Source organism: Telluria sp. ZB2R32 (assembly GCF_059685715.1).
Window position 1 is genome coordinate 63,731 of sequence record NZ_JCASIG010000011.1, and the last position, 12,183, is coordinate 75,913.

Genomic DNA, 12,183 nt, shown 5'->3' on the forward strand with positions numbered 1-12,183 from the left:
TGACATTTGTCCTGGGTCGGCAGGCAAAAGTTCCTACGCAAAAAGGGAGATTTGACGGATGTGATGTTGAGGTAGGGCAATTAATATGCTGTTCATGCGCTGCGCATCGGAGCACGCGATGCGAAGGCAACAGGACAGGGGCAAACGTGTACGACAAGGATGATTTACCGGAGCAGCAGTATGAACGTACCGAAACACCGGCGACGTCGTACATCGTCCTCGTGGCCCTGATCGCAGTCGTTGGCTTCATCGCAGTACTGGCAGCACGGATGAGCGCATAAGCCAGGCAATCCTTCACATTTACTAAGGTCAATACCATGAAATTCATCACCAACTTCATCAAAGAAGAAGACGGCGTCACCGCAATCGAATACGCACTGATCGCAGCACTGATCGCCGGCGCGATCGCCCTGTCGGTCACCACCCTCGGCGGCAAGATCAAGGAAATCTTCGGCAGCCTGGGCACCATGATCGGCAACAAGACCGGTACCTGATCCCCGCTACGCCCGCAACCTGCCGGGCCTGATCCGGAACGGCTTCCGTTCCGGATTTTTATTTTCCCTTCGGAGTTTGCCCGTGTTCCTGCTTCCACTTCTGCTGCTGTTCGCGCTGCTGGGCGCCGCCGTCTGGCATGACGTGCGTGCACGCCGCATCCCGAACGCCGTCGTCTTTCCGGGCGCGCTGGCCGCGCTGCTGCTGCATGCGCTGCTGCCGGCGGGAGCGGGGCTGTTCGGCACGGCGCCGGGCGGACTGGGACTCGGATCGGCACTCGGTGGCCTGGGGATCGGCCTGGCGGTGTTGCTGCCGATGTATGCGCTGCGCCTGATGGGCGCGGGTGACGTCAAGCTGCTGGCGATGGTCGGCGCCTTTGTCGGCGCCGGCCAGATCCTGACGGTGGCGCTGGCGACGCTGATCGCCGGCGGCGTGCTGGCGCTGGCCGTCGCCGCCTGGCAGGGCAAGCTGCGCTACGTGCTGGAAAACGCGCGCTGCATGATGCTCCACAGCGGCGTGTCCGCCATGGGCGGCAGCATTGTCGCGCCCACCGGCGGTACTGGCCGCCTGCCGTATGCGGTGGCGATCGCCGCCGCCACGGTGCCCTGCGTGCTGTGGCTGCACGTTGTCGGCGAGCTGCCGCTGTGAACGCCGCCATGCCCCCGCTTGCCGTGGCGCCTGCCGACATGCGCGCACCGCGCACGGTCGAAGATACCGGCTTGCCGTTCCTGTTCCTGGCCGAACTGCTGGCCAAGGTGCTGCATCAGCGCGGGCAGCTGCGTCTGCCGGAACTGGCATCCCACCTGAAACTCAACGTCAGCGTCATCGATCCGCTGGTCGCCTTCCTGCGCGCCGAAAAGCTGTGCGAAGTCGCGCGCAGCGGCAGCAGTGGCACCGACGCCGACCTGTCTTACCTGCTGACCGACGCCGGCCGCGCACGCGCCGGCGCCGTGTTGGCGAGGAATGCCTATGCCGGCCCGGCGCCGGTCACGCTGGCCGCCTACACCGCGCAGGTGCAGGCGCAAAGCGTCGCCGGTGTCCACGTCACGCGCCAGCACATGGCGGCCGCCTTCGACGGCATCGTCGTCAATCCGCGCGTGCTGGCCCAGCTGGGCGCGGCCATGAATTCGGGACGCGCCATGTTCCTGCACGGCGTCGCCGGCAGCGGCAAGACTTACCTGGCCGAACGCCTGCGCGACCTGCTCTCGGGGGCGATCGCGGTGCCGCATGCGCTGATGGTCGATGGCGAAGCGGTGCCCCTGTTCGACAGCGTGCAGCACCGTCCGCTCGATACGCACACCGAAAACGCGGGCGGCAGCGGCTTCGACCGCGGCAGCGCGCCCGACATGCGCTGGGTGCGCGGCCTGCGCCGCCCGGCGGCGCTCGCCGGCGGCGAACTGACGCTCGACATGCTCGACCTGCGTTTCGACCCGCATACGCGCCTGTACCAGGCGCCGCCGCACCTGAAGTCGAACAACGGCATCTTCATCATCGACGACCTCGGGCGCCAGCGCTGCACCCCGGACGCGCTGATGAACCGCTGGATCGTGCCGATGGACCGCAACGTCGATTACCTGACCCTGCATACCGGCCATACCTTCGAGGTGCCGTTCGACGTGATCGTCGTGTTTTCCTCGAACTTCGTGCCGCAGCGCCTGTCCGACGGCGCCTTCCTGCGCCGCCTCGGCTACAAGATCGAAGTGCCGGCGGCCTCGCCCGAGGAATACGCGCAGCTGTTTCGCCAGGCCTGCGTCCATACCGGCCTCGCCGTCGACGACGCCGCATTTGCCGACGCCTTCGATTACCTGCTCGAGCGCCATCGGAGACAAGGCATTGCACTGCTGGCCTGCTACCCGCGCGACCTGACGCGCCAGCTGCGCGACCTCGCGCGCTACGAAGAGCAAGCGCCGCAACTGTCGCGCCGCACGCTCGACTGGGCGTGGGACAACTATTTCGCAGCCGGCAATGCGTCCGGCTGCACCCTGGAACTGGAACGCCGCGAGCGCGGCAGCAAGATGGAGAATACCGATGCGTAATTCGAGAGCAGTTGTGATCATCGGCGTGGCGCTGTTCCTCGCGCTCGCCGCCGTGCTGCTGGCGGCCAAGTGGATGAGCGAGCAGGGCGCCGGCGGCACCCGGGTGGCGGTGGCCGCCAGCGACATCAACCAGGGCACGCGCCTGATCGCCGCCAACCTGCAGCTGGTCGAGTGGCCGGCCGGCTCGGTGCCGCCGGGCGCCATCACCGACCTCAAAACCCTGGAAAACCGGGTCGCGCGCGCCAGCATCGGCAAGGGCGAACCGGTACTGGAAGCGAAGCTGGCCCCGCCCGGCGCCATGGGTGGTTTGTCCGCCGTGGTCGCCGCCGGCAAGCGCGCCATGACGGTGCGCGTCAACGACGTCGTCGGCGTGGCCGGTTTCGCATTGCCGGGCAATTACGTCGACATCCTGGTCAGCCTGGAGAGTGCGGGCGGCGACGACGGCGCGCGCGCGGCGGCGATTTCGAAGATCGTGCTCGAGCGGATCCTGGTGCTGGCCGTGGCGCAGGAATCGAACCGCGACGACACCAAGCCGCGCGTGGTGAACGCCGTGACGCTGGAACTGGCGCCGGACCAGGTCGAAAAGCTTGACCTGGCGCGCAGCATCGGTTCGCTGTCGCTGGTGCTGCGCAACCAGGTCGACCCGCAACCGGCCAACACCGCCGGCGCCACCCGCGAATCGGTGCTGGGCCTGCCGCCGGCGGTAGCGGCCGCCCCGGCGCGCGCCGAAGCGCCGGCAGCCAGGCCGGTGCGCGCCGCCGTGCCTGCCCCAGTCCGTACCCCGCGCAGCGAAGGCGTACTCGTGATCCGTGGCCTCGACGCCGCGCCGCAAGCATTCAACTGAAAACAACCATGACTCTCCTGAACAACAAGACCCTGGTCGCCGGCGCGCTGGCGCTGGCCTTCGGCGCGGCCCAGGCTGCGACGCTTGACTGCATCGACCTGCGCGGCAGCGGCGAAGCCGGCCGTCTCGAACTGGTGCGCGGCAAGTCCGTCCTCAAGCGCTTCTGCACGCCGGCGGCCCAGGTGACCGTCGGCGCGCCGGAAGTGGCCAACGTGGTCGTCCCCAACGCCAGCGAAGTCGTCATCGTGGCGCGCAGCATCGGCACCACCAACATGATCGTATCGAGCCGCGACGGCCGCTCGACGGTGCTCGACCTGGTCGTCGGCATCGACACGACCGCGCTGCGCGCCCAGTTCGACAGCCTGTTCCCGGAAGAGAAGGACGTGCGCATCGGCAGCAGCGGCAACGCGCTGATCCTGTCGGGCATGGTGAGCGACGCGGCCGTGGCCAGCCAGATGATGGCGGTCGCCAGCGCCTTCCAGGAAGGCGGCACGCCGGCCGCGGCCGCCGCGGGCAGCCCGCCGGCAGCCGGTGTCGGCGCCGCTGCCGCAGTCGCCGCCGCCGCGCCGGCGCCGGCGGGCGCACCGAAGGTATTGGACATGCTCGCGCTGGCCGCGCCCCAGCAGGTGCTGCTGGACGTCAAAATCGCCGAAGTGTCGAAGTCGCTCGTCGACCAGCTCGGCAGCAGCCTCAGCTACGCCAAGGTCAACGGCAATTTTACCTACGGGATCGCGTCCAGCCTGTTGAGCGGCGCCGCCAGCAGGGTGGCCGGCATCACCGCCAACCAGAAAAAGCAGTTCGGCATCGATGGCGAAAACCGCGACGGCCTGGTCAAGATCCTGGCCGAGCCGACCGTGATGGCCGTCAGCGGCCAGGAAGCGAGCTTCCTCGCCGGCGGCAAGATTTTCATTCCGGTCGCGCAGACCGGCGCCGGCGGCGCCAGCACCATCACGCTCGAGGAAAAGGAATACGGCGTGGCGGTGAAATTCACGCCCACTGTGCTGGCCGGCGGACGCATCAACCTGCGCGTGGCGCCGGAAGTGTCCGAGCTCAATCGCGAAGGCATCGGCATCAGCACCAGCGGCTCGACCAACGCGACGGCCATCCTGCCGGCCTTTACGACGCGCCGCGCCACCACCACCGTGCAATTGCAGGACGGCGAAAGTTTTGCCATCGGCGGCCTGATCCGCAACAACGTCACCAGCAACATCAAGCGCTTCCCGTTTCTGGGCGAGATGCCGGTGCTGGGCACGCTGTTCCGCAGCAGCGATTTTCAAAACGACCGTACCGAGCTGGTCTTCATCGTGACGCCGCACCTGGCCAAGCCGCTGCCCGCCGTGCCGCGCCTGCCGACCGACGACTACGTTGCACCGACACGCACCCAGTTCCTGCTCGGCGGCCAGCACGAGGGCCGCGCTCCAGAAACCAACGCACAGAAAGGCCAGCCATGATTTCTCCACGATTCGCCGCCGCCGCGCTGGCATGCACGCTTGCACTGGGCGGTTGCGCCGCGCGGATGCCCGCCGACAGCGGCGCGCGCGTGCGCGCCATCATGGCCAGCCAGGTCGTGGCGCCGCAACCGGCGCGGCCGAATGCCGGCCAGACCGACGCCGCCGCGGCCGTTGCCGCCTATGCCAACTACCAGCGCTCGTACGTCACGCCGACGCCGCAAGCGGACAGCCCGACCTTCGGCAAATGAAAGGCCTGACGTGAAAATCGCTGTTCTCTCGCGCGACGAGCGCCACCTGATCGACCTGTCGCGCCAGCTGCGCACCCGTTCCGCTACCGATGAAGTCGACATGATTGCCGGCGGTCCGGCGCGCCTGTCCACCCTGGCCGACGAGGCCATCCCCGACGTCATGATCGTCGACGAACCGCGCGCCGACGAGGGCGACCTCGACCAGGTTGAGCGGCTCGGCCACCTGTTCCCGCGCCTCGCCTTTATCGTGCTGTCGGCCGACCTGTCGCAAGACTTCCTGCTGCGCGCGATGCGCGCCGGCGTGCGCGAAGTGCTCCCGAGCGCGCCCGGCGCCGCGGTGCTGGGCCAGGCCCTCGACCGCATCGCCGAAAAGGTCGGCAGCCAGGGCGGCGTGCCGGGCAAGGTGCTCGCCTTCATTTCTTGCAAGGGCGGCAGCGGTTCGACCTTCCTGGCCACCAATCTCGCGTATGCGCTGTCGGCCGGCGGCACCAAGAAGGTGGCGCTGATCGACATGAACCTGCAGTTCGGCGACGCCTCGCTGTTCGTCTCCGACAGCAAGCCGCTGGCGACGCTGTCCGACGTGGCGAACCAGATCCACCGTCTCGATCCGTCCTTCCTGGCCTCGAGCATGGTCAGCGTGACGCCGAACTACGGCATCCTGGCGGCGCCGTCGGACCCGGCCCATGCGAGCGACGTCAAGCCCGAACACATCGACGCCATCGTCAAGCTGGCCCGGCGCCAGTACGACTTTGTCGTGCTCGACGTCGGCCGCAGCCTCGATCCGGTCAGCGTGCGCGCGCTCGACCATGCCGACACGATCTACCCGGTGCTGCAGATGACGCTGCCCTACATCCGCGACGGCAAGCGCCTGTTGACGGTGTTCCGCAACCTCGACTACGGCAAGGACAAGGTCGAGCTGATCGTCAACCGCCACGACAAGAACAGCGACATCCGCCTGAAGGACCTCGAAGAAGCCTTCGATACGCCGATCCTGCGCACCATGCCGAACAATTACGACGCGGCCGCGAAATCGGTCAACCAGGGCGTACCGGTCACGCGCCTGGCGCCCGACAGCCCCTTGAGCGCCGCGCTGATGGAAATGGCGCGCGGCCTGACCGGCGAAGTTGCGCCGGTGCGCCCGACCAGCCTGATGACGCGCCTGTTCAAGCGCCGCATCACCGACGTCTGAACCACAGGACCTGAACGATGAACACCCCAGCCTATTCCCTGCGCGAGCGCCTCGGCAACAGCACGCCGCGCCCGGCCGCCCAGCGCGGCGGCCCGATCGACAACCGCGCCTACCACCAGCTGAAAGCGCGCATCCACGAAGCGCTGCTCGACCGCGTCGACCTGGAAAGCATGCAGCGCCTGTCGTCCGACCAGATCCGCCAGGAGCTGCGCCTGCTGGTCGAGCGCCTGCTCGAAGAAGAGATGGTCGTCATCAACGACGCCGAGCGCAAGACGCTCACGCGCGACATCCAGAACGAGATGCTCGGCTTCGGCCCGCTGGAAACCCTGCTGGAAGACCCGACCGTTTCCGACATCCTGGTCAACACCCACAAGCAGGTGTACGTCGAGCGGCGCGGCAAGCTGGAACTGACCGACGTCACGTTCACGGACGACGCCCACCTGATGAAGATCATCGACAAGATCGTCTCGCGCGTGGGCCGCCGCATCGATGAATCGAGCCCGATGGTCGACGCGCGTCTGCCGGACGGCTCGCGCGTGAACGCCATCATCCCGCCGCTGGCGATCGACGGCCCGGTGATGTCGATCCGCCGCTTTTCCGCCGACCCGCTGCGCCTGGCCGACCTGGTTTCCTACGGCAGCATCACGGCCGACATGGCCGAAGTGCTGCAAGGTCTCGGCAAGGCCAAAGTGAACATCCTGATTTCGGGCGGCACCGGTTCCGGCAAGACCACCATGCTCAACGTGATCTCGAATTCGATCGGCAAGAACGAGCGCATCGTCACCGTCGAAGACGCGGCCGAACTGCAGCTGCAGCAGCCGCACGTGGTGCGCCTGGAAACGCGCCCGCCCAACATCGAGGACAAGGGCGAAGTCACCCAGCGCGCGCTGGTACGCAATGCACTGCGGATGCGCCCCGACCGCATCATCCTGGGCGAGGTGCGCGGCGCCGAAGCGCTCGACATGCTGGGCGCGATGAACACCGGCCACGAAGGCTCGATGGCGACCATCCACGCGAATACGCCACGCGACGCCCTGACGCGCCTGGAAAACATGATCAGCATGGCCGCCGGCACGCTGCCGCCGAAAGCCATGCGCCAGCAGATCAGCTCCGCCGTGGGCGTGGTGGTGCAGGTGTCGCGCCTGACCGACGGCAAGAGAAAGGTGCTGTCGATCTCGGAAGTGACGGGCATGGAAGGCGACGTCATCACGATGCAGGAAATCTTCGCCTATAAACAGACCGGCGTGGCCGACGACGGTACCGTGATCGGCCACACCAGCGCCACCGGCGTGCGCCCGCGCTTCGCCGAGCGCCTGCGCGTGTTCGGCGTCAACCTGCCGGCGCACATCTTCGAGCCGCGCTGAGTATCGCACATGGACATCACTTTCCTCCTGTTCGTGCTGCTGCTGTTTGCGGCGGTCCTGCTGCTGGTCTGGGGCGTGTATGTCGGCTGGAATGCGCACCGCAGCCCCGAAGCCGAGCGTATCGCGCGGCGCCTGCGCGGCGTGATCGGCAAGGAAGCGCGCCAGTCCGACGTCACCATCGTCAAGGAACGCCGCTACAGCGCCGACCCGGAAATCGACACGCTGCTGCGCCGCCTGCCCGGCATCGCACGCCTCGACCGCATGCTGCTGCAGGCCGGTTCGAAGCAACTGGCGGCGCGCCTGGTGCTGCTGTGCGCCGCCGGTTTCGGCGTCGGGCTGCTGCTGGCGCTCTGGCTGGACCTGCCGTGGCCGGCGGTGCCGGCGCTGGCGCTGGGCGCCGCCAGCCTGCCGCTGCTGAACCTGGCGCGCGCGCGTAGCGCCAGGATGGAACGCTTCGAGCGCCAGCTGCCCGAGGCGCTCGACATGATGAGCCGCGCGATGCGCGCGGGCCACGCCTTTCCGACGGCCCTGAAACTGGTGGCCGACGAAATCGACGCGCCCTTGGGCGAGGAATTCAAGGCCACTTTCGACGAAGTGAACTTCGGCGTGGCGATGAGCGACGCCCTCAACAACATGGCGCAGCGCCTGCCGAGCATGGACTTGCAGTATTTCGTGGTCGCCGTCCTGATCCAGCGCGAAAGCGGCGGCAACCTCACGGAACTGCTGGCGTCGATCAGCGGCATCATCCGCGAACGCCACAAGCTGGTCGGCCAGGTGCGCGTGCTGTCGGCGGAAGGGCGCATGTCGGCCTGGGTGCTGTGCCTGCTCCCCTTCGGCGCCGGCGCCATCATGTACTCGGCCAATCCGGACACGATGAGCGTGCTGGTGACCGATCCGGCCGGGCGCAAGCTGCTGTATGGCGCGATCGGGATGATGATTTTCGGCGTGCTGGCGATCCGCAAGATCGTCCGCATCCGCATGTAAGCGAAGGTAGGCACAGACGATGAACACGACCCAACTCCTGATCCTGGCAGGGATGTTCCTGGTGATCTTCGCGGTTGCGGCAGTGGCCATGCTGCTGCTCACGCACGACCCGGTCAAGGCGCGCCTGACGGCGCTCGACGAACGCACGGCCGTGCGCGGCCAGCGCGGGCAGGGCTGGCTGGAACGCCTGTCGCGCATCGCCGAGCCGCTCGCTAAATTGTCGGTGCCGGCCGAAGGCTGGGAAGGTTCGCCGGTGCGGCTGCGCTTCATCAACGCCGGCTGGCGCGACCCGTCCACCCCGGGCCTGTTCCACGCCGGTAAAACCGCGCTGACGCTCGGCCTGCCGCTGCTGGCCTGGCTGCTGCTGCGCAACGACGCCGAACGCAGCGCCAGCGCCACCTTCATGTGGCTGGTCGGGGCCGCCGCCTGCGGCTATTACGTGCCGGATTTTGTCCTGAAGCGCCGCATCGCGCACCGCCAGCGCGAAATCTTCGAAATTTTCCCCGACGCGCTCGACCTGATGGTGGTGTGCGTCGAAGCCGGGCTGGCGATGGACGCCGCCCTCGGCCGCGTGGGCGCCGAAATCGGCCTGAAAAGCGCGGTGCTGGCCGAAGAGCTGCAACTGGTCACGCTGGAAATGCGCGCCGGCAGCGCCAAGGACAAAGCCCTGCGCAACCTGGCGCTGCGCACCGGCGTCGAAGACGTCGACTCCCTGGTCAAAATGCTGATCCAGGCCGACCGCTTCGGTACCAGCGTCGGCCTCGCCCTGCGCATCCAGTCCGAGCAATTACGCACGCGGCGGCGCCAGCTGATCGAGGAAAATGCGGCGAAGATCGCGACCAAGCTGCTGTTTCCGCTGATTTTCTGTATTTTCCCGGCCTTGCTGGTGGTGTTGCTGGGGCCGGCTTGCTTGCAGATCATGGGGGCGGTGATGCCGGTGGCGGCAGGGGCGGGCTAAAGCCTGAAGCCTGGGGTCAGATCTGATATTTGGAATTCCACCTTCACTATGCTTCGGATAGATCGGGATACAGTTGAGCGTGTGTCTGAATGTCAGACCTGCCCCCAATGTTTTTAGCTGACAAGTTCCGGCCAAAAATGAAAATCCCCGTCGCACTTCAGCAAGAACTTGCCTGACCCTCTACCTATAATGACCAGGTTCGGCGCCCGTCTCCTGGCGCGCCAGTCACTACCAACGGATGAGGAAAAAGTCATGAATGCAAAGCTCGAATCGGGTGTCACAACGCGGCCTGTCACTCGGCAGACCTTCGATGAAGTCCTCGTTCCGACCTATGCTCCGGCTGCGATGGTGCCGGTGCGCGCGTCGGGCCTGGACGTGTGGGACCAGGAAGACAAGCATTACCTCGACTTCACCTCCGGCATCGCCGTCTCGAGCCTGGGCCACTGCAATCCGGTGCTGGTCGATGCAATGACCCGCCAGATCAACACCCTGTGGCACCTCGGTAACGGCTACACCAACGAGCCGGTGCTGCGCCTGGGCTCGGCCCTGGTCGAAGCGACTTTTGCGGACCGCGCCTTCTTTTGCAACTCGGGCGCGGAAGCGAACGAAGCGGCGCTGAAACTGGCGCGCAAGTATGCGCACACCAAGTTCGGTCCCCATAAATCGCGCATCATCTCCTGCCTGTCGTCGTTCCACGGCCGCACCCTGTTCACCGTCTCGGTCGGCGGCCAGCCGAAGTACACCGAAGGCTTCGAGCCGCTGCCGCAGGAAATCAACCACATTCCGTACAACAATATCGAAGCGGCGCGCGCCGCCATCGGCGACGACGTCGCGGCCGTGATCGTCGAGCCGATCCAGGGCGAGGGCGGCGTCATTCCGGGCAATCATGCGTACCTGCAGGCGCTGCGCGAGTTCTGCGACCAGAGCGGCGCACTGCTGATCTTCGACGAAGTGCAGTCGGGCGTGGGCCGCACCGGCGCCCTGTATGCCTACATGGACACCCCGGTGGTGCCGGACATCCTTACCAGCGCCAAGGCGCTCGGCAACGGCTACCCGGTCGCCGCCATGCTGACGATCGACGAGATCGCCCAGCACTTCAACGTCGGCTCGCACGGCACCACCTATGGCGGCAACCCGCTGGCCGCGACCGTCGCGCTGAACGTGGTCGAGATGATCAACCAGCCCGCCTTCCTGGCGCGTGTCAAGGAAGCCAGTGCGCAGATCTTCGCCAACCTGGACAAGCTGACCGCCGACTACCCGCAACTGTTCGGCAAGGCACGCGGCCTGGGCCTGCTGATCGGCCTGCCGCTGGCCGACGCCTACAAGGGCAAGGCCAAGGACATCACCAGGATCGCCGAGAAGATGGGCCTGATGCTGCTGATCGCGGGTGCCGACGTGATCCGCTTCGCGCCGGCGCTGATCGTGTCGGATGCGCAGATTCTTGAGGCGGACCGCATCCTGCGCGCCGCCGTCGACGAGTTCCTCGCTGCCGCCTGATTCACGCGCTGCAGTAACATCCCGGTCCGTGTGGCCGGGATTTGTTCGTACCGACCCCGCTTTGACCCTAAAAAGGGAGCACCCATGTATGTTGTCCGTCCGGTAGAACTTGCGGATGTCGACGCGCTCGAATCGCTGGCCGCCATGATGACGCCCGGCGTGCACACGCTGCCGCGCACGCGCGAGACCATCGGCGCCTTCGTCGAGCGTTCGATCGCCTCGTTCGCCGCGCAAGTCGATATCCCGAGCGAGGAGTCCTACCTGTTCGTGCTGGAAGACGGCGCCACGGGCGAGGTCGTGGGGACGGCCGCGGTGCATGCCTCGGCCGGCTCGAACGGCACTTATTTTGCGTTCCGCAACGACGTCATCGCGCAAGTCTCGCGCGACCTGAACATCTCGCATAGCGTGCACGCGCTCACCTTGTGCTCGGAACTGACGGCCTGCTCGCAGCTGGCCGGTTTTCACCTGCGCGACCGCGCGCATGCCGGCATCGAGGCGGCGCTGCTGTCGCGTGCGCGCCTGCTGTACGCGGTGCTGGCGCCGCACCGCTTCGGCGACCGTTTCTTCGTGCCGCTGGCCGGCGTGACGGACGCAGACGGCGAATCGCCGTTCTGGAATGCGCTGGGACGCAAGTTCTTCAAGATGGATTTCCTCGATGCCGAGCGGGTCATCGGCGGCTCGCGCAACCGCACCATGATCGTCGAACTGATGCCGCACTATCCGGTCTACGTGCCGCTGCTGCCGGGCGACGCCCAGGCGGCGATGGGGCAAATCCACCCGGGCGGCCAGCTGGCATTCGACCTGCTCACCGCGGAGGGTTTCGAAGCGGACGAATATGTCGACATCTTCGACGGCGGTCCGATCCTGGCCGCCCATAAAATGTCGCTGCGCTCGTTCTGCGGCTCGCAGCACCGCCGCGTCGAGAATGCATCCGCCGAAGCCGGCGAAAATCTCGTCACCTATGCGGTGGCGACCAATGCCGAGCGCTTCCGCGCCATCACCGTGGCCTGTCCGCCCTGCGACACGTCCGACGCCGTCTGCCTGCCGCCCGAGGCGCAGCAGGCGCTGGGCGTGGTTGCGGGCGACAGCGTCATCTGCGTCAGAATCTGAGAGAGGCACC

General features: G+C 66.8%; 13 protein-coding genes. All 13 read left to right on the top strand.

All coding sequences use genetic code 11. The annotated features are described in order from the left end of the window. Positions 1-146 precede the first annotated feature (146 nt). The 13 genes from AC56LG_RS23815 to AC56LG_RS23875 all read left to right on the top strand — a co-directional run bounded on the left by AC56LG_RS23815 (position 147) and on the right by AC56LG_RS23875 (position 12,173). Positions 147-281, top strand: coding sequence for a hypothetical protein (locus tag AC56LG_RS23815; RefSeq protein ID WP_497168516.1), 135 nt, complete (start codon positions 147-149; stop codon positions 279-281). 36 nt (positions 282-317) lie between these two features. Beyond that, a complete protein-coding gene (locus AC56LG_RS23820; protein WP_497168517.1) occupies positions 318-494 on the top strand; it encodes a Flp family type IVb pilin in 177 nt (58 codons plus the stop codon). An 82-nt stretch (positions 495-576) separates the two neighbouring features. Further along, positions 577-1,140 carry an A24 family peptidase gene (locus tag AC56LG_RS23825; RefSeq protein ID WP_497168518.1) on the top strand — a complete coding sequence of 188 codons (564 nt, stop codon included), beginning with the start codon at positions 577-579 and terminating at the stop codon, positions 1,138-1,140. A gap of 8 nt (positions 1,141-1,148) precedes the next feature. After that, positions 1,149-2,528, top strand: coding sequence for a DUF8689 domain-containing protein (locus AC56LG_RS23830; RefSeq protein ID WP_497168519.1), 1,380 nt, complete (start codon positions 1,149-1,151; stop codon positions 2,526-2,528). After that, entirely contained in the window at positions 2,521-3,372 is an 852-nt protein-coding gene (gene cpaB / locus AC56LG_RS23835; RefSeq protein WP_497168520.1) for a Flp pilus assembly protein CpaB, read from the top strand. Before AC56LG_RS23830 ends, cpaB begins: the two co-directional genes overlap by 8 nt. 8 nt (positions 3,373-3,380) lie before the next feature. Beyond that, positions 3,381-4,823 (top strand): type II and III secretion system protein family protein, encoded by a 1,443-nt coding sequence (locus AC56LG_RS23840; RefSeq protein WP_497168521.1) that lies wholly within the window; start codon positions 3,381-3,383, stop codon positions 4,821-4,823. Further along, entirely contained in the window at positions 4,820-5,071 is a 252-nt protein-coding gene (locus AC56LG_RS23845; RefSeq protein ID WP_497168522.1) for a hypothetical protein, read from the top strand. The genes AC56LG_RS23840 and AC56LG_RS23845 overlap by 4 nt, the downstream gene beginning before the upstream one ends. A 10-nt stretch (positions 5,072-5,081) precedes the next feature. Continuing rightward, complete coding sequence (locus tag AC56LG_RS23850; RefSeq protein ID WP_497168523.1) at positions 5,082-6,260, top strand: CpaE/TadZ family protein; 1,179 nt, start codon at positions 5,082-5,084, stop codon at positions 6,258-6,260. Positions 6,261-6,277: 17 nt separating this feature from the next. Further along, positions 6,278-7,624, top strand: coding sequence for a TadA family conjugal transfer-associated ATPase (locus AC56LG_RS23855; protein WP_497168524.1), 1,347 nt, complete (start codon positions 6,278-6,280; stop codon positions 7,622-7,624). 9 nt (positions 7,625-7,633) lie between these two features. Further along, on the top strand, positions 7,634-8,608 hold the full coding sequence (locus AC56LG_RS23860; protein ID WP_497168525.1) for a type II secretion system F family protein: 975 nt from the start codon (positions 7,634-7,636) through the stop codon (positions 8,606-8,608). A 19-nt stretch (positions 8,609-8,627) separates the two neighbouring features. Next, entirely contained in the window at positions 8,628-9,566 is a 939-nt protein-coding gene (locus tag AC56LG_RS23865) for a type II secretion system F family protein (protein WP_497168526.1), read from the top strand. A 252-nt stretch (positions 9,567-9,818) separates the two neighbouring features. Then, positions 9,819-11,063 (top strand): acetylornithine/succinylornithine family transaminase, encoded by a 1,245-nt coding sequence (gene astC / locus AC56LG_RS23870; RefSeq protein WP_497168527.1) that lies wholly within the window; start codon positions 9,819-9,821, stop codon positions 11,061-11,063. An 84-nt stretch (positions 11,064-11,147) separates the two neighbouring features. Then, on the top strand, positions 11,148-12,173 hold the full coding sequence (locus tag AC56LG_RS23875) for an arginine N-succinyltransferase (RefSeq protein ID WP_497168528.1): 1,026 nt from the start codon (positions 11,148-11,150) through the stop codon (positions 12,171-12,173). The last annotated feature ends 10 nt before the right edge of the window (positions 12,174-12,183 follow it).

Coding starts and splice junctions, on each gene's coding strand:
- AC56LG_RS23845 (WP_497168522.1), top strand. CDS start 4,820: ATGATTTCTCCACGATTCGCCGCCGCCGCGCTGGCATGCACGCTTGCA.
- AC56LG_RS23865 (WP_497168526.1), top strand. CDS start 8,628: ATGAACACGACCCAACTCCTGATCCTGGCAGGGATGTTCCTGGTGATC.
- AC56LG_RS23875 (WP_497168528.1), top strand. CDS start 11,148: ATGTATGTTGTCCGTCCGGTAGAACTTGCGGATGTCGACGCGCTCGAA.
- AC56LG_RS23820 (WP_497168517.1), top strand. CDS start 318: ATGAAATTCATCACCAACTTCATCAAAGAAGAAGACGGCGTCACCGCA.
- astC (WP_497168527.1), top strand. CDS start 9,819: ATGAATGCAAAGCTCGAATCGGGTGTCACAACGCGGCCTGTCACTCGG.
- AC56LG_RS23830 (WP_497168519.1), top strand. CDS start 1,149: ATGCCCCCGCTTGCCGTGGCGCCTGCCGACATGCGCGCACCGCGCACG.
- AC56LG_RS23840 (WP_497168521.1), top strand. CDS start 3,381: ATGACTCTCCTGAACAACAAGACCCTGGTCGCCGGCGCGCTGGCGCTG.
- AC56LG_RS23860 (WP_497168525.1), top strand. CDS start 7,634: ATGGACATCACTTTCCTCCTGTTCGTGCTGCTGCTGTTTGCGGCGGTC.
- AC56LG_RS23855 (WP_497168524.1), top strand. CDS start 6,278: ATGAACACCCCAGCCTATTCCCTGCGCGAGCGCCTCGGCAACAGCACG.
- cpaB (WP_497168520.1), top strand. CDS start 2,521: ATGCGTAATTCGAGAGCAGTTGTGATCATCGGCGTGGCGCTGTTCCTC.